Consider the following 15,536-nt stretch of genomic DNA (forward strand, 5'->3'; position numbering starts at 1 on the left):
GGCGGGTGCCGCTCACGGCCGCCAGCGGTAGCCGGCGCCGTGCACGGTATCGACCTCGTCGAACGCGGTGTCGATGGCCTGGAACTTCCGGCGGATGCGCTTGATGTGCGAGGTCACCGTGGCGTCGTCGACCACGACCTGTGCCTCGCGCATCAGCTGCTCGCGGTTCTTGACGTGGCCGGGGTGACGCACCAGCGCGTGCACGATCCAGAACTCGGTCACGGTGAGCGGCACGGCCTCGCCGTTCCAGCTCACCTGCATGCGCTCGAACTCGAGCTTCAAGCCGCGCAGGACGATCACCGAGTCGCGCGTCGCCGGCGCGCGCAGCGCCTCGACACGGCGCAGCAGCGCGTGGATGCGCGCGGTGATGTGCGGCAGCGAGACGCCTTTGCTCAGGTAGTCGTCGGCGCCCAGGCGGAGGCCGGAGATCACGTCGAGCTCGGAATCGCGCGCGGTGAGGAAGAGGATCGGCAGGCTGGCCGAGCGCGAGCGCAGCTCGCGGCACAGCTCGTAGCCGCCTTCCAACTCGTCGCCGAGGCCGACGTCGATCATCACGAGGTCGGGCAGCTTGGCGGCGAAGGCGGCACGCGCTTCCGGGCGCGAGGCATAGGCCGACACCGCGAAACCGTGCTTGCGCAGGGCTTCGGCGTAGTTGTCGCGGATGGCGGGTTCGTCTTCGACGATGGCGATGGCGTGGGTCATGGCGGCCAGTCTAGCGGCGCTTCCCCGCCCGGGAAGGCGCTGCCCGCGATTTGCCATGACGCGTCCGAAGCCCGCCGCGAAGCGGCCGGTGCACGGCATATCGCACGGATGAAATGCAGCTCACGGAGGATGCTACCCATGCCCAAGTTGACTTTCCGACGCGCCCCGCTGGGGCGCGAGCATCGCGTCACCGCTTCACCCCGTTTCCGTGCCGAACGCGGCGCCCTGTGGCTCGGACTCGGCCTGTGCTTCGCCACCCTGTTCGTGCTGCGCGCCACCGACCCCCGCTGAAAGGAACCCCGATGAGCCTCGAGATCGAACTGCCCCCCGGCGCCGCGCTGCCCCGCGGCGCGCACTTCGGTGAACCGCCGCGCGATGCCGCCTTGGCCCTCGCGCGCTTCCTCGGCCGCGTGCCGACGCCCCCCAGTGATGCCGAGATGGCCCGACGCTGCGGCTCAGCCGCGGGCGGCGGCCACTTCGGCGCGCATCTTCGCGATGACGGCGGCGTAGTCCGGCGCATTGAAGATGGCCGAGCCGGCGACGAACGTGTCGGCGCCCGCGGCGGCGATGCGGCCGATGTTGTCGGCCTTGACGCCACCGTCCACTTCGAGGCGGATGGGCTTGCCGCTTGAATCGATGCGCTTGCGGATCGCCTCGATCTTGCGCAGCGCCGAATCGATGAAGCTCTGGCCGCCGAAGCCGGGGTTCACGCTCATCACCAGTACGAGGTCGAGGTTCTCCAGCGTGTAGTCGAGGACCTCGAGCGGCGTCGCCGGGTTCAGCACGAGGCCAGCCTGGCAGCCGTGGGACTTGATGAGCTGGATCGTGCGGTCGACGTGGCGGCTGGCTTCGGGATGGAAGCTGATCACCGAGGCGCCGGCCTTGGCGAAATCCGGGACGATGCGGTCGACCGGCTCGACCATCAGATGCACGTCGATCGGCGCGGTGATGCCGTGCTTGCGCAGGGCCTCGCAGACCAGCGGGCCGATCGTCAGGTTCGGCACATAGTGGTTGTCCATCACGTCGAAGTGCACCCAGTCGGCGCCGGCCTTCAGCACGGCATTCACCTCATCGCCGAGGCGGGCGAAGTCGGCGGAGAGGATGGACGGGGCGATGAGGCAGTTCGACATGACGGGGCTCGCTGGGCAGATCGATTCGGGAAAGGCGCACGGGTTCCGTGCTGCGGCGCTCAGCGCTCGCGTCGCCGCTGCTGGATGAGGTCGTAGGCGCGGTTGATCTCCCGCAGTCTTTCGTCCGCCTGTGACTTGAGCTCGGGCGCCACGCCTTCGAGCTTGTCCGGGTGGTACTGCGAGACCAGCCGCTGCCAGGCGCGGCGGATGGTCTCGTCGTCGGCGCTCGGGTCGACGTCGAGCACCATGTAGGGGTCCGGCCCGCCGCGGCGGAACCAGCCGCGGTCGAAGCCCATGCCGATCAGCGCGCCGAGCACGCCACCGGCGGGGTGCCGCAGGAGCAGCCAGCCGGCGAGGAACCCGAGGATCGTGCCGTACCAGCGCATCTCAGCGCTCCGCCGGCGGGCGGAAGCCCGGCTGCGAGGCGTACCAGCGCGCGAGTGCCTCGATGTCGTCGGGCTGCAGCGCATTGCTGATGGCGTTCATGGCCGCGGCCTTGCGGCTGCCGTCGCGGTAGGCGTTCAAGGCCAGCGCAAGGTAGGCCTCGTCCTGGCCACCAAGATGCGGCGTGCCGGGCTGGCGCGCCGTGCCGTTCTCACCGTGGCAGGCCACGCAGAGGCCGAGCTGGGCGGGCTTCGCCGCGGCCACAGGCGATGGCGCGGCGGCCGGCGGCAGGCGCGGCGAACCGGCCGGTGGGCTGGTCTGGGCAAGGGCCGCGGCCGGGAGGCCGAGGGCGATAGCGGCGACGAGGAGCGGCTTCATGGCGGCGGATTCTAGCGTGCGGGCCGTGAGCGCCGGGGCGCGCCGCTACAATGGCGGCTTCCCCGCGCCGCCCTGCCCGCCGTGTCGACGACCCTGCACACCTCGAACCTCGCCCTGCCCCTGCGCCACCGCGGCAAGGTGCGCGATGTCTATGACCTGCCGCCCGGCGCTGACGGCCGCGGCCGCTTGCTGATGGTGGCCAGCGACCGGCTCTCGGCCTTCGACGTGGTGCTGCCCGACCCGATCCCCGGCAAGGGCGAGATGCTCTGCCAGATCTCGAACTTCTGGTTCAGCAAGACCGCCCACCTGATGCCGAACCACCTCACCGGCACCGACGTCGCCGGCGTGCTGCCGCCCGGCACCGACGCCGCGCTGTATGCCAAGCGCGCGGTGGTGACAAAGGCGCTGAAGCCCCTGCCCGTGGAAGCCATTGCCCGCGGCTACCTGATCGGCAGCGGCTGGAAGGACTACCAGAAGACCGGCCAGGTCTGCGGCATCGCCTTGCCCGGCGGCCTGCGCCAGGCCGAGCAACTGCCCGAACCCATCTTCACGCCCAGCACCAAAGCCGCCGTCGGCGACCACGACGAGAACGTGAGCTTCGACGCGGTCGTTGCCGCCATCGGCGGCGAGCTCGCGGAGAAGGTGCGCGAGGCCACGCTGGCGATCTACCGCTTCGCCGCGGCCTACGCGCTGGAGCGCGGCATCATCATCGCCGACACCAAGCTGGAGTTCGGCCTCGACGCCGACGGCACGCTGGTGGTGATGGACGAGATGCTCACGCCCGACTCCTCGCGCTTCTGGCCGGCCGACACCTACACGGTGGGCACCAGCCCGCCGAGCTACGACAAGCAGTACGTGCGCGATCATCTGGAAACGCTGGACTGGAACAAGACCGCGCCTGGCCCGTCGCTGCCGGCGGAAGTCATCGCCGTGACGCGCGCCAAGTACGCCGAGGCGCTGCAGCGCCTCGCCGGGATTTCGATCGACTGAACCCGCGCCACGCGGAGGAAACCATGAGCCGCCTGCACACCCTGCTCGAGCACTACGGCCGCGACCACGAGAACGCCACGAACCAGGCGATCCACCTCGTCTGCGTGCCGCTGATCCTGTGGTCGATCATCGCGATGGTGTGGACGATTCCGGTGCCGGGCACCTGGTTCCAGCCCGGCGCGTTCGCCGGCTTCCTGATGGCAGTCCTCGCCGCGTGGTACTTCCGCGGCTCGCGCCCGCTGGGTCTCGGCGCGGTCGTCGCCTTCACGCTCGCCGGCCTGCTGTGCTGGGCGCTCGCGGGCGCCATCGGCATGCGCGGCCTGCTCATCACGGCGGTCATCGTGTTCGTCGCGGCGTGGATCGGGCAATTCATCGGCCACCGCATCGAAGGCAAGCGCCCGAGCTTCTTCACCGACCTCGTGTACCTGCTCGTCGGCCCGGCGTGGACGTTGTCTAAGCTCTACCGGCGCCTCGGCATTCCGTATTGAACGCCCTTCCTCCGCGCGATATCGGCCTGGTCGCGATCGTCTGCGTCGTCTGGGCGATCAATTTCCTGACCTCCGCCTACGCGCTGCAGGAATTCCCGCCGCTGCTGTTCACCGGCCTGCGGATGGCGCTGCTGGCCGCGGTGCTCTGGCCCTTCCTGAAGCCTCCCGCGCCCGGGCAATGGCCGCGCCTGCTCGGCATCAGCGTGGGACTCGGCGTCGTGCACTTCGGCCTGAGCTTCTGGGCGCTGAAACTGGCCGGTGACCTGTCGTCGGTGGCCATCGTCATGCAGAGTTATGTGCCGATGTCGGCGCTGCTGGCGTGGTGGCTGCTCGGTGAGCGCTTCGCGTGGCGGACGGGGCTGGCCATCGCCGTGAGCTTCGCCGGCGTCCTCGTGCTCGGCTTCGACCCGCTGGTGCTCGACCGCCCGGCCTCCCTGCTACTGATGCTGTGCTCGGCAGGCTTCCTCGCGCTCGCCACCGTGATGATGCGCGGGCTGCAGGGCCAGACGCCGTGGAGCCAGCAGGGCTGGCTGGCGCTCATCAGCGTCGGCCCGCTGCTGGGCCTGTCGTTCCTCATCGAAGGCCCCCTCACTCAGAGCCTGGCCGGCGGCACCTGGATCGGCTGGAGCGGCGTGGCGTACTCGGCCCTGGTGTCGTCGCTGCTGGGCCACGGGCTTTACTACGTGCTGGTGCAGCGCCATCCGGTGGCCCAGGTCACGCCGTGGCTGCTGCTCGCCCCGGTGTTGGCCATCGGGCTGGGCGTGGCGTTCTGGGGCGACCGGCCCGGCCCGAAGCTGTGGATCGGCGGCGCCATGGTGCTGGGCGGCGTGCTCGCCATCGCCCTGCGCAGCTGGCAGAAGACGCGACAGACCGTCGCCAGCGCCTGAACGGAACCGGCGCCGGCCCGATTCACCGCAGTTTCACGCGACGCTGACAAGACTTCACCCACGACTGCGGGCCCCTCTGGTCATGCGTGATGCATGGCGATGTCGGAGTCGTTCATCGATCCACCGGCCCGCCGCACGGACGCTCCTCAGCCTCGTCACGAGGCCGGGCATCGATGACCCATCGACCTGCCTTCGGAGTAACTCATGGAACTGTTGACCGGCCTCTGGCTGGGCATGCCCGTCTGGGTGTGGCTCGCCTTCCTCGGCGCCGTCCTCGCCATCCTCGCGTTCGATCTCGGCGTCCTGCACAAGGAAGCCCACGAGATCGACGTCAAGGAAAGCCTGTGGATGTCGGCGCTCTACATCGGCTTGGGCCTGCTTTGGGCCGTCGCCGTGTGGTTCATCTACTACGAGTACGGTGGCGACAAGGCCATCGACCCGCAGATCGCCTCCTTGCCTACCCCCGAGGCGAAGGCCTGGGAGGCGACCAAGCTCTACTTGACCGGCTATCTGGTCGAGAAGGCGCTGGCAATGGACAACGTGTTCGTCATCTCGATGATCTTCACGTACTTCGCCGTGCCGCGGATCTACCAGCACCGCGTGCTGTTCTGGGGCATCCTCGGCGTCATCGTGTTGCGCGCGATCATGATCGGCCTCGGCGCCGCGCTGGTGATGAATTTCTCGTGGATCCTCTACGTCTTCGCGGTGATCCTGATCGCCACCGGCGTCAAGATGCTGATGTCGATCGACGACGAGCCCGACATCGCCAACAACCGCGTGCTCGCCTTCCTGAAGGGGCGGATGCGGCTCACCAACGAAATGCACGGCGAGCGCTTCTTCGTGAAGCAGCCGGACGCCAGCGGCAAGCTGCTCTGGTTCGCGACGCCCCTGTTCCTCTGCCTCGTGCTGGTCGAGATCGCCGACGTGGTGTTCGCGATCGATTCGGTGCCGGCGATCTTCGCGATCACCCCGGACCCGTTCATCGTCTACACCTCGAACATCTTCGCGATCCTCGGCCTGCGCGCCCTGTACTTCGCGCTGGCTGCGATGGTGCACCGCTTCCACTACCTGAAGTACGCGCTGGCCTTCGTGCTGATCTTCATCGGCAGCAAGATCTTCGTCGGCGACTGGCTGTTCGACGGTAAGGTGCCGGCCGAGATCAGCCTCGGCGTGACCTTCGGACTGCTGGTCGGCGGCGTCGTGTACTCGCTGTGGAAGTCGCGCGACCAATCGCCCGCCCCACACGCCTGAACCGGCCCGAGCGAAACGAGAAGCCCGCATCCGTGCGGGCTTCCTCGTTCAGGGCAACGAGCAGCCGAGATCCATTGAGCGATGGATGAAGCGGTAGCAAGGCTGCAACATGCCAGTGATGAATCGCTGCATCACCAGCAGCGAGGATGAAGCGACCGGCCCGTTCTCCATGCCATGGCCGTGGAGCTCGCGCTGTTGCACGGCGAACACGGCTGGTCCGAGCGTCTTCTGGAGCTCGCCATCCGGCCACGCCCGGAGCGATGGCGCCGTAAGGCGAGGCGCGCCGTAGCGCTCCAGCTCAAGCACGGCCGTGGCTCGCAGGCAGGCGAGCGTCGCATGGTCATGCACCTCATTGGCGACAAGCCCGTGGTAGCCGCCTGTCACCGACGCATGGAGCCTAAGGCACAGCTGGGTGAGCTCGCCGATCATGGCGTCGATGGCGTCACTGCGCAGGATCGACCGATGCATCGCAGTTCCGACGATGTGGAACACCTCATCACGGTACGTGCGCCCCGACGAATCCTGCGCCTGTGCATCCGGATGGTTCACCAACTCGTGGAGGGCACCGAGCCCGGTCTTGAGCCCGTTGCGCTCTGATGTCGCCGCGACCAGCAACAGCGTGGGTGCCGCGGCGATGGCACGCTCCGGGTACCCGAGGGAGTGGCGGCACCACGCGCCCGATGCGGGCGGGATTTCCGCCAGGACCAAGGCCTGGCAAGCGGCGGGGGCCTTGTCGAACGCTTCGCGCCATTCGGCGTTACGCGCCTCGATCCATGCGCTGTACTCCTCATTGGCCAACGACATCGACGGCGTCAGGGGCACGGCCGCCGATGACCATGCCGATGAGGGGAGCGCGGCAGAGGACGCCAGCAGAACGAAGAGGGTGGTGCGACGGAACGGGGAGGCGAGCGTCACAGGACGTCCTTGCCGGTGCGGGGGGGGGGCGGAAAGCGTAACGCACCGCCTCGCTGCCACCTACCCACCAAAGACGAAGGGGCCTCGCGGCCCCTTTGTCATTGCCCCGACCCGCCTTGCGGCGGGCTTGGCTATAGCCTGACCGCGCGGCTTACGCCGGCGGCTTCCAGGTGTCCTTCTCGGTCGGACGCAGCAGGAAGCGGCACAGCGCCGGCAGGAAGACGATGGCGGCCACCATGTTCACCACGAACAGGAAGGTGAGCATCAGGCCCATGTCGGCCTGGAACTTCAGGTCCGAGAGGATCCACGTGGCCACGCCCACCGCCAGCGTCAGCGCGGTGTAGAAGATGGCGATGCCGGTGGTCTTCAGCGCGATGAAGTAGCTCTCCGACAGCGTCTTGCCCGAGAGCATGGCCTCGCGCATGCGGGCGAAGATGTAGATCGCGTAGTCCACGCCGATGCCGACGCCCAAAGCCACCACGGTGAGCGTGTTGACCTTCATGCCGATGTCGAGCTCCACCATCAGCGAGTGGCCGAGTTCGGTCACGAGGATCAGCGGCAGCACGATGCAGGCGGCGGCGAGCGGGTTCTTGAAGCTCAGCAGGCACATCACGAAGACCGCGGCGTACAGCAGCCACAGCATGATGTGCTCCTGCTCGCGCACCTCGTCGTTGATCGCCGCCATCACGCCGACGTTGCCGGTGCCGATGCGCGGGTTGACGACGTTGAGCGCCGGCGCCGACGGGTCGCTCATCGCGGCCATGTGCGCCTCGGCGAGCTTCTCGCGGATGCCGGTGCGGTCGAGGTCCGGGATCGCGGCGTCCTCGGCAAGGCCGAGCACGGTGCGGATGCCGGCCACGTTCTCGGCTTCGGCGTCGCGGAAGTCCTTGATGGCCTTCACCACGCGGTCGATCGTCGTGGCCTTGTGGTCGGTGAGGAACACCGTCACCGGCATCACCGAGCAGTCGGCGTTGAGCAGGCCGGTGTCGGTCTCGAAGCTCTGCGTCGCGGTGCGCAGGTTGTCCGGCACGCGCGGCAGCTCGCGCCAGCGCACGTTGCCTTCGTTCCAGCCGGCGTTGGCGATCTTCGCGGCCATCGGCAGGCTGATCACCTGCTGCACGCCCTCGACGTTGGCGAGGTGCCACGACAGGCGGTCGATGACCTCCATCACGCGGTAGTTGGTGCAGGCGTCCGGGCTGGTCTCGACGATCACGTTGATGGTGTCGATGCCGAGCGCGAAGCGCTGGGTGATCTGCGCGGCATCCTGGTTGAAGCGCGACTCCGGACGCAGCTCGGCCACGCCGGACTCGGCGTCGCCGATCATCACGTTGTCGCCGTGCGCTTCAGCGAAGAACCAGATCGCCACGCCGGCCACGACGACAATCGCGGCGGGCCCGGGCTTCGAAAGCCGCGAAAGCACCGCCCAGACCTTGTCGAACTGGGTGAGCTGGCGCAGGCGGAACTCGCGCTTCTTCTCCATGTTGCGGAGCGTGGTGTAGCTCAGCAGCACGGGCAGGAGCACGAGATTGGTGAGCACGGTCAGGCCCACGCCGACGGTCGCCGTGATGGCGAGCTCGCGCACCATCTGGATCTCGATCAGCATGATGGTGGCGAAGCCGATGCAGCCGGCCGCGAGGGCGACGGTGCCCGGGATCAGCAGCATGCGGAAGCTGGCCTTCGCGGCCTCGAGCGGCGAGATGCCGTGGCGCTGGCGCAGCTCTTCGGGGCTGCCGTCCTCCATGCCGCCGAAGAAGATCTCACCGCGGAAGCGGTTGATCATCTGCTCGCCGTGGCTGACCGCGATCGCGAAGATCAGGAACGGCGTGAGCATGTTCATCGGGTCGATGCCGTAGCCCAGCAGGCGCAGCGCGCCGAGCATCCAGATCACCGCCACGAACGAGGCGAACACCGTCAGCGTCGCGAGCTTCGCCGAGGTCGAGTAGATGAACAGCAGCAGCCAGGTGAAGGCGATGGTGATCGCGAAGAAGATCACCACCGAGGCGGCGCCGTCGGCGATGTCGTCCACCATCTTGGCGAAGCCGATGATGTGCACCGAGTACTGGTCGTTCTCGTACTTGGCGCGGATGCCCTCCAGCTGGTCGCCGATGACCTGGTAGTCGAGCTTGCCGCCCGGCGCCTGGTCTTCGGGGATCAGCTCGGCCCACACCATCGTCGCCGACCAATCGCGGGCGACGAGGCGGCCGAGGATGTTGGCCTTCACGATGTTGCCGCGGATGCGGTCGAAGTCCTCCGGCGCGGCGGTGTAGCCCTCGACGTTCGGCGAGAAGGTGTCGGGGATGACGTTGCCGCCCGCGAAGCCGTCCTCGACCACTTCGACGAATCGGGTGTTCGGCGTGAACAGCGAGCGCACGCGCGCGTCGTCCGTCGCCTCCATGGCCATCACGTCCTTGGTCACGTTCTCCAAGGTCGCCATGTACTGCTGGTCGAAAATGTCGCCGTCCTTCGCGACCACCGCCACCAGCACGCGGTTGGCGCCGCCGAACTCCGCCATGTACTCGACGAAGGTCGACATGTACGGGTGTTCGCGCGGGATCTGCTTCATGAAGCCCGCATCGACGCGCAACTGGCTGGCGAAGAACGCCATCGCCACCGTCACGATGGCGAAGAACACCATGACGATCCCGCGGTTGTTGAAGATCACGCGCTCCAGCGCGCGGTGGAAGGCGCTGTCGCCCGAGGAATTACCGAGCGCCATGGCGGTCCGCTCCCTTGTCGCCGATCAGGATGAGCCCGCCCGCGGCATCGGGGATGGCGCCCGAAAGGACCGGCGTTTCGCCGTCCGCGTTCTGGAAGGTGGTGCGTTCGAACGGCGAGGCGCCGTCCGCGCGCTGCAGGATGGTGCCTTCGTTGCCGGCCAGCACCGCGCCGCCACCGGGCAGCGCCGTGCCGCCCATCAGGGCGACCTCGGTGCCGGTGTCGAGGCGACTCCAGCTGTCGCCGCCGTCGGTGGATTCGTAGACGTTGCCGCGCAGGCCGAAGGCCAGCACGTGGCCGGCATCCCAGGCGACGATGCCGAACATGGAGCCCTCGTAGGGGAATCCGAGACGCTGCCAGGTGTCTCCGTTGTCGCGCGAGCGGAACATCGCACCACGTTCGCCGGCGAGGTAGAGGGTGCCGGCGGCGTCGCGGCCGATGGCGTTGAGGTGCGGGTCCACTTCGTCCTCGAGGACGAGGTCGTCGGCGAGCAGCACGCCGCTGTCGTCCATGCCCATGTCCATGCCTTCGTCGGCCGGCGCGGTGTCATCCGCCGGTGCGGCATCGGCGGCCGGGGCCCTGCCCTTCAACGAGAGCGCGACCCAAGACTGGCCGCCATCGGTGGTGCGCAGCAGGGTGCTGAAGGCGCCGACCGCGAAACCGTTGCTGGCGTCGACGAACAGCAGGTCGAGGATCGGCGCGCCCTGCGAAGGTTCGATGCTTTCCGGGTTCCAGATGTCGATCCGCTGCCGCGCCCAGGTGTCGCCGTTGTCGCTCGAGCGCAGGATCACGCCGGAGTGGCCGGCCACCCACAGCTCGCCGTCGGCGCTGGCCACGCTGGTGAGGGCCACGCGCGTCGGCGTGGCGAGCTGGCTCCACTGCCCGGCGTCGTCGCCGCGCAGCACGATGCCGTGCTCACCGACGGCGAACAGGCCGGCGCTGGTCCGCGCCAGATCGAGCAGCAGGGCCTTCGGCGCCAAGGGCAGGAGTTCGGAAGGCTGCACCGAGGGATCGGTGGCCGGCGGCTCTTGGGCCGTCGCTACGCTCGCCCAGAGCAGGGCAGCGCCCAAGGCGAGGACGAGCGGCGTCCGGGATCTCGCGAGATTCGAAGACATGGAACCCTCAAGAAAAACGGGCGGCGCCGTGAAGCGCCGCCCGCGGAGAATGACGCGCCACGATGGAGGTCGTGGCGCGACGGATCAGCGGACGCCCGCGGCGCGCAGGTTCTGCGGCGAGAAATCCGCCGGCGTGGCCTGGTAGCCGAAGTCGAACGGCCGGTCCTCTTCGTTGTCCAGCAGGCCCGCCAGGTAGCGACCCGACTTCAGGTCGTAGTGGGCTTCGATGGTCGACCAGAACGTCGGCACTTCGTAGTAGTTGATCGACGGGGCCTCCGACACGCGCCAGATCGCACCCTGGCCGTCGTAGTGGTCGATCGCGAGGATCTGGTAGCTGTCCTCGTCGAGGTAGAAGGTGCGGCGGCTGTTGATGTGACGCGCACCGGCCTTCAGCTTGGCCTCGACCACCCACACGCGATGCAGCTCGTAGCGCATGAAGTCGGGGTTCAAGTGGCCCGGGCGGACCAGGTCGGCGACCTTCGTGTTGTTGCTGTGCGCCTTGTAGGAGTTGTACGGGACGTACATTTCCTTCTTGCCGACCAGCGTCCAGTCGAAGCGGTCCATCGCGCCGTTGAACATGTCGGTCATGTCGTTCGTCGACAGGCCGTCGGAGGCGGTGGCCGGGTTGTCGTAGGCGACGTTCGGAGCGCGGCGCACGCGGCGCTGGCCGGGGTTGTAGATCCACGCCTGACGCGGTGCCACCGAGTTGTTCAGGGTTTCATGGACCAGCAGCACCTGGCCGGCGAGACGCGCCGGGCCGAGCACGTCCTGCAGGAAGTACAGCAGGATGTTGTTGATGTTCTCCGAGGTGTTGTTGGGCTTGTAGTACAGGCCCAGCAGGCGTTCCTGCAGGCGGATCATCGTGTACTGGCCGCCCGGCGTCGGCGCGACGCGGTTCGCCCAGCGACGGCCCGAGACGCCCTTGTACTTGAGCTTGTGGTTCCAGATCAGCTCGTAGGCGTTCTGCGGCACCGGGAACGGGAAGCCCTCGGCGCAGTTCTGGATGCCTTCGCCATTGGCGACCAAGCGGCAACGGGTCGCGTTGGTCTTGGTGAAGTCATAGGTGCGCTGCGGGAACGCGGCCGAACGGCGCGTCGGGTAGACGTCCATGCGGAAGGTCGGGTAGCGCGTGAACATGGCCTTCTGGCCGGCCGTCAGGTTGTTGCCGTACTGGCCGACGTTGGCGCGGGTGATCTGGAACTTCGGACGGTCCGCCGCGAACGGATCCGGGTGGAACATGCCGTTGCGGTAACCCGCCGGCGGACGGGTGACGCCGCCTTCCCAGGCCGGGATGGTGCCGGCGGCATTGCCGGCCTTCTCGGCGCCGACCGGGGTCAGCGTCTGGCCGAGCTGGGCGGCCTTCGCCGCATCCACCGCGGCGTTGGCGACGCTGGCCGACAGGGCCAGCGCGCCGAGGGTGGCTGCGAGTGCAGCCTTGGTGGTCAATTTCATGCTGTTCCCTCCCAGGAGCATCAGAACGAGTAACGGACGCTGGCGGACGCGAAGTCGCGGTCGGCGATCTGGTTGTAGATACCGCCGCCCGAGAACGACGTGTAGGACAGGTCGAAAATCCACGAGTTCAGGTAATTGAACTCGGCACCCAGCGTGAGGGACTTGCGGCCTTCGAGGAAGTTGCCACCCGGACCCGGCGAGATGCCATCGACGTCATGGTTGTACGCGAGACGCGGCGAGAAGGTGAACGCGGTGCCGAGGAAGCTGTTGTAGTCGGCGCGCGCCGCGAGGCGGTAGCCCCACGAGAACTTCGTCGGGAAGCCGCCGGTGAGCGTCTGCGGATTGCGGGCGCAACCGGCGAGCGCCGGGTTGAACACCGCCGGCAGGCCGCCGGAGAGGGCCGCCGCGACGTTGGCGACGCTGCAGCCACCACCCGTGTCGGTGCCTTCGCCCTCGTAGCGGACATTGCTGTCGAGGTCGACGTCGGTCCAGCCCACTTCGGCCACCGTCGAGATCTGGTCGGCGCCCAGCACCTGGCCGAAGACCTTGGTGAAGGTCATCTGCACCTGGGTCTGCGCGTGCTCGCGCCAGCCGCGGATTTCCTGGCCGAGCGCGGCCGTGCCGAGCTGGCTGCGGAACTCATAGGCCGGCGGGGCGCCCTGCGCGCGGATGAAGGTGTTGAGCGGCGTGAGCGCAGCGAACAGCAGCTCGACGTCGTCCATCTGGATCGGCGCGTTCGGGCGGTAGCTGACTTCACCCTGGAAGGCGATGCCGGCCGGCAGGTTGGTGTTCCAGCTCATGCCGTACAGCTGGACGTCTTCCGGGTACTCCACGAAGAAACGGCCGGTGTTGGCCGACGTACCCGTGACCGCGCGGCCCGAGAGCAGCGGCAGGCGGCTGTGGTAGTTCATGAAGTAGAAACCGAACTCGGTTTCGTTGAGGTTCTCGGCGTACCAGCGCACCGCGCCGCCGTACTGGCCGTCGTCGCGGGCGTTGCGGTTCGGCAGGCGGGCCACGGCGCCGCCGCAGCCGATGCCGGCGATGGTGGCGTTGGACACGCCCGGCGGCAGGCCGGTGAAGTTGAGGTCGGTGTTGAGCGGGCCGGTCGGGCCGCCGAAGCAGGTCGCGAAGAAGCGCTCCGGGTTGTTGACCGGCTGCGGCACGGTGCCGAAGCCCAGCATCACGTAGGTGCCGCCCGGGGTCGCGAAGTCGTTCGCGCTGAAGTAGGTGCCGGCGGCGTCGACTTCGATCTCTTCGAACTCGAAGAGGTAGAAGCCTTCGATCGCGACGTTCTGCGTCAGGTTGAACGAGCCGTAGATCGCATCGACCGGCAGGAAGGCTTCCTTCAGCTCGGCACCGGCGACGCGGAGCGCCGAAAGGTCGACCGGGTTGACGGAGTTGATGCCGTTCTGGATGAAGGTGCTCTCACCCCAGCTGATCACCTGGCGGCCGAGGCGCCACGTGCCGCTCTGCTCGCCGATGTTGAAGTCGCGGAAGATGAAGGCGTCGAGCAGGCGGAAGCGCTCGCCGATGCGGTCCTTGGCTTCGGACGTGAGGTCAGCGCGGTCGGCGTTTTCGAAGTCGTAGAAGTACGTGGCGCGGGTGAAGGCACCCCAGTTGCGCCAGCCGAGCTTCATCTCGGAGGTGATCTTGAAGGTGTTGGCGATCGCGTCGCCCTTGTCGTACTTCAGGTTGCCGTCGTCACGGTTGACCGAGAAGCGACCCCGCGCGGCGATCTGCGCGGCCGAACCCGGGAAGCCGCCGGAACAGGCCGGGAACGGGTTGGCCGGCGACGGGGCCGGCAGCGGAATGATGGCCTGGTTCTGCGCGCAGATCAGCGGATTGAACTGCGCCTTGCCGATCAGGTTCGGGTCCTGGTCTTCGGTGCGCCACGAGTAGCCGTAGGACACGGTGGTATCGATCGTGCCGGTGAATTCACCGCTGCCGAACTCGAAGGCCTGGGCCGTCGGGGCCATCAGCGCCAAGCCGACGGCGGCGGCCAGCGGAGCGAGCGCGATGCCGCCGCGCAGGTGGGTTTTGGACTTCATCAGGACTTCCTCGGGACAGGATCAGATAACAGGACAACCCCCGGGGCCTCCGGGGAGAGGGCTCGATCCCTCGAACCGGGGCGCGCGATGGGCTCGCGGCGCCCTAGATCAAAAGCTCGAAAGTGACGACGACCCCATATTAAGAGTCCGTTAGGAAAAGGCAATGCTCCGGCGTATGGCGGACGCGCTGCGTCGCAACATGCCGCCGCCCCCGGCCTCAGGCAGGAAAGTCCGCCGCCGCGGGGACGAAGCCGCGCGGCGCCCAGCCCAAGGCCTCGCGGGCCGGGCGGTCGTCGAACACCAGGTCGTCCGCGAGGCGCGAGGCCCAGCCCCCGAGCCGCCCATCGACCCGGCCGGCCCACGCCACCGTCGCCCACGGCAGGGGCCACGGCCGGCACGCCGGGGCCCCCGCGACCACGCTGCGACGCAGCATCTCGCCGAAGGCCACCCGCTCTCCGCCCGGCAGGTCGAAGGCGCCGGCAGCACGGGCATCGGCCGATAGCGCAGCCACCGCGGCCTCGGCGAGATCGAGGGCATGGACGGGCTGGCGGAGGCCCGGCGCACCGAGAGGGAGGGGCAGCAGCGGCCAACGGCGGGCGAGACGGACGACGCGGCTCACGGTGGCGTCCCGGCCCATGCCCCAGACCAGGGTGGGCCGAAGCACGATGCAGGGCGTGCCGCTGGCCCGGCAGGCGGCGAACAGCGCCGCCTCGGCCTCGGCCAGGCGTTGTGCGACGTCACGCTCGGCGGCATCGGGCGAGCGCCCCTTCACGTGCAGGCTGGTCGAACCGAAGGCGACGATGCGGCCGGCCCGCACGCGCCCCGCGGCCACGGCACGGGCGAAGGCGTCGAGGGGCCCGAGGCTGAGGGCCGCCTCGAAACGGTGCGGCTCCTCGAAGGTGTCGAGGCCGCCGCCCTGCCATACCACGCCGTCCTCGCCCGTCTGCGGTGCACGCGGCTGCCGCGAGATCGCCAGCGCCGAGCACGGCAGTCCTCGGCGGCGCAGGGCGTCACCGAGTTGGCCACTGAGGCCGAAGACGAGAAGCGGCGGACGACGCACGGCATGGCCTCGGAAAACGAC

General features: G+C 68.5%; 15 protein-coding genes. 5 read left to right on the forward strand and 10 right to left on the reverse strand.

Annotation, left to right across the window (positions count from 1 at the left end; translation table 11 throughout):
* Window positions 1-12: 12 nt before the first annotated feature.
* Window positions 13-702 (reverse strand): proteobacterial dedicated sortase system response regulator, encoded by a 690-nt coding sequence (gene pdsR, locus ACIQ6S_RS07765; protein WP_397607856.1) that lies wholly within the window; start codon window positions 700-702, stop codon window positions 13-15.
* Window positions 703-840: 138 nt separating this feature from the next.
* On the opposite strand from pdsR, the gene ACIQ6S_RS07770 reads away from it, so the two are divergent.
* Complete coding sequence (locus tag ACIQ6S_RS07770) at window positions 841-993, forward strand: hypothetical protein (RefSeq protein ID WP_397607857.1); 153 nt, start codon at window positions 841-843, stop codon at window positions 991-993.
* A gap of 164 nt (window positions 994-1,157) precedes the next feature.
* Here ACIQ6S_RS07770 and rpe read toward each other — a convergent pair whose 3' ends face one another.
* Genes rpe through ACIQ6S_RS07785 form a run of 3 tightly spaced genes read right to left on the reverse strand, consistent with a single transcriptional unit; the run spans window position 1,158 to window position 2,594 of the window.
* Window positions 1,158-1,832, reverse strand: coding sequence for a ribulose-phosphate 3-epimerase (rpe, locus tag ACIQ6S_RS07775; protein WP_297865145.1), 675 nt, complete (start codon window positions 1,830-1,832; stop codon window positions 1,158-1,160).
* Window positions 1,833-1,891: 59 nt separating this feature from the next.
* Window positions 1,892-2,218 (reverse strand): DnaJ family molecular chaperone, encoded by a 327-nt coding sequence (locus ACIQ6S_RS07780; protein ID WP_397607858.1) that lies wholly within the window; start codon window positions 2,216-2,218, stop codon window positions 1,892-1,894.
* Between the two features lies 1 nt (window position 2,219).
* Window positions 2,220-2,594, reverse strand: a complete 375-nt coding sequence (locus ACIQ6S_RS07785; protein WP_397607859.1) for a c-type cytochrome — start codon at window positions 2,592-2,594, stop codon at window positions 2,220-2,222.
* Window positions 2,595-2,675: 81 nt separating this feature from the next.
* On the opposite strand from ACIQ6S_RS07785, the gene ACIQ6S_RS07790 reads away from it, so the two are divergent.
* From ACIQ6S_RS07790 to ACIQ6S_RS07805, 4 genes are all read left to right on the forward strand, one after another.
* Window positions 2,676-3,584, forward strand: a complete 909-nt coding sequence (locus tag ACIQ6S_RS07790) for a phosphoribosylaminoimidazolesuccinocarboxamide synthase (RefSeq protein WP_397607860.1) — start codon at window positions 2,676-2,678, stop codon at window positions 3,582-3,584.
* Window positions 3,585-3,607: 23 nt separating this feature from the next.
* The gene (locus ACIQ6S_RS07795; protein ID WP_397607861.1) at window positions 3,608-4,072 is read left to right on the forward strand and encodes a DUF962 domain-containing protein; all 465 of its coding nucleotides are present in this window, start codon (window positions 3,608-3,610) and stop codon (window positions 4,070-4,072) included.
* Window positions 4,069-4,959, forward strand: a complete 891-nt coding sequence (locus ACIQ6S_RS07800; protein WP_397607862.1) for a DMT family transporter — start codon at window positions 4,069-4,071, stop codon at window positions 4,957-4,959. Before ACIQ6S_RS07795 ends, ACIQ6S_RS07800 begins: the two co-directional genes overlap by 4 nt.
* Before the next feature lie 204 nt (window positions 4,960-5,163).
* Window positions 5,164-6,210 carry a TerC family protein gene (locus ACIQ6S_RS07805; RefSeq protein WP_397607863.1) on the forward strand — a complete coding sequence of 349 codons (1,047 nt, stop codon included), beginning with the start codon at window positions 5,164-5,166 and terminating at the stop codon, window positions 6,208-6,210.
* Between the two features lie 48 nt (window positions 6,211-6,258).
* Here ACIQ6S_RS07805 and ACIQ6S_RS07810 read toward each other — a convergent pair whose 3' ends face one another.
* The 6 genes from ACIQ6S_RS07810 to ACIQ6S_RS07835 all read right to left on the reverse strand — a co-directional run bounded on the left by ACIQ6S_RS07810 (window position 6,259) and on the right by ACIQ6S_RS07835 (window position 15,515).
* Window positions 6,259-7,125, reverse strand: coding sequence for a hypothetical protein (locus ACIQ6S_RS07810; protein ID WP_397607864.1), 867 nt, complete (start codon window positions 7,123-7,125; stop codon window positions 6,259-6,261).
* A 151-nt stretch (window positions 7,126-7,276) separates the two neighbouring features.
* On the reverse strand, window positions 7,277-9,841 hold the full coding sequence (locus ACIQ6S_RS07815; RefSeq protein WP_397607865.1) for an RND family transporter: 2,565 nt from the start codon (window positions 9,839-9,841) through the stop codon (window positions 7,277-7,279).
* A complete protein-coding gene (locus ACIQ6S_RS07820; RefSeq protein WP_397607866.1) occupies window positions 9,828-10,955 on the reverse strand; it encodes a WD40/YVTN/BNR-like repeat-containing protein in 1,128 nt (375 codons plus the stop codon). The genes ACIQ6S_RS07815 and ACIQ6S_RS07820 overlap by 14 nt, the downstream gene beginning before the upstream one ends.
* Before the next feature lie 84 nt (window positions 10,956-11,039).
* Window positions 11,040-12,407, reverse strand: coding sequence for a DUF1329 domain-containing protein (locus ACIQ6S_RS07825; RefSeq protein WP_397607867.1), 1,368 nt, complete (start codon window positions 12,405-12,407; stop codon window positions 11,040-11,042).
* A 20-nt stretch (window positions 12,408-12,427) separates the two neighbouring features.
* Complete coding sequence (locus tag ACIQ6S_RS07830) at window positions 12,428-14,455, reverse strand: DUF1302 domain-containing protein (RefSeq protein WP_397607868.1); 2,028 nt, start codon at window positions 14,453-14,455, stop codon at window positions 12,428-12,430.
* Between the two features lie 217 nt (window positions 14,456-14,672).
* Window positions 14,673-15,515 carry a nucleoside-diphosphate sugar epimerase gene (locus ACIQ6S_RS07835; protein ID WP_397607869.1) on the reverse strand — a complete coding sequence of 281 codons (843 nt, stop codon included), beginning with the start codon at window positions 15,513-15,515 and terminating at the stop codon, window positions 14,673-14,675.
* Between the last annotated feature and the right edge of the window lie 21 nt (window positions 15,516-15,536).

Origin of the sequence: Silanimonas sp. (assembly GCF_044377035.1) — a bacterium.
GTDB lineage: Bacteria > Pseudomonadota > Gammaproteobacteria > Xanthomonadales > Xanthomonadaceae > Silanimonas.

Excerpts from the sequence above, each read along its gene's own strand:
- pdsR (WP_397607856.1), bottom strand. The coding sequence starts at position 702 with ATGACCCACGCCATCGCCATCGTCGAAGACGAACCCGCCATCCGCGAC.
- ACIQ6S_RS07770 (WP_397607857.1), top strand. The coding sequence starts at position 841 with ATGCCCAAGTTGACTTTCCGACGCGCCCCGCTGGGGCGCGAGCATCGC.
- rpe (WP_297865145.1), bottom strand. The coding sequence starts at position 1,832 with ATGTCGAACTGCCTCATCGCCCCGTCCATCCTCTCCGCCGACTTCGCC.
- ACIQ6S_RS07780 (WP_397607858.1), bottom strand. The coding sequence starts at position 2,218 with ATGCGCTGGTACGGCACGATCCTCGGGTTCCTCGCCGGCTGGCTGCTC.
- ACIQ6S_RS07785 (WP_397607859.1), bottom strand. The coding sequence starts at position 2,594 with ATGAAGCCGCTCCTCGTCGCCGCTATCGCCCTCGGCCTCCCGGCCGCG.
- ACIQ6S_RS07795 (WP_397607861.1), top strand. The coding sequence starts at position 3,608 with ATGAGCCGCCTGCACACCCTGCTCGAGCACTACGGCCGCGACCACGAG.
- ACIQ6S_RS07805 (WP_397607863.1), top strand. The coding sequence starts at position 5,164 with ATGGAACTGTTGACCGGCCTCTGGCTGGGCATGCCCGTCTGGGTGTGG.
- ACIQ6S_RS07815 (WP_397607865.1), bottom strand. The coding sequence starts at position 9,841 with ATGGCGCTCGGTAATTCCTCGGGCGACAGCGCCTTCCACCGCGCGCTG.
- ACIQ6S_RS07820 (WP_397607866.1), bottom strand. The coding sequence starts at position 10,955 with ATGTCTTCGAATCTCGCGAGATCCCGGACGCCGCTCGTCCTCGCCTTG.
- ACIQ6S_RS07825 (WP_397607867.1), bottom strand. The coding sequence starts at position 12,407 with ATGAAATTGACCACCAAGGCTGCACTCGCAGCCACCCTCGGCGCGCTG.
- ACIQ6S_RS07830 (WP_397607868.1), bottom strand. The coding sequence starts at position 14,455 with ATGAAGTCCAAAACCCACCTGCGCGGCGGCATCGCGCTCGCTCCGCTG.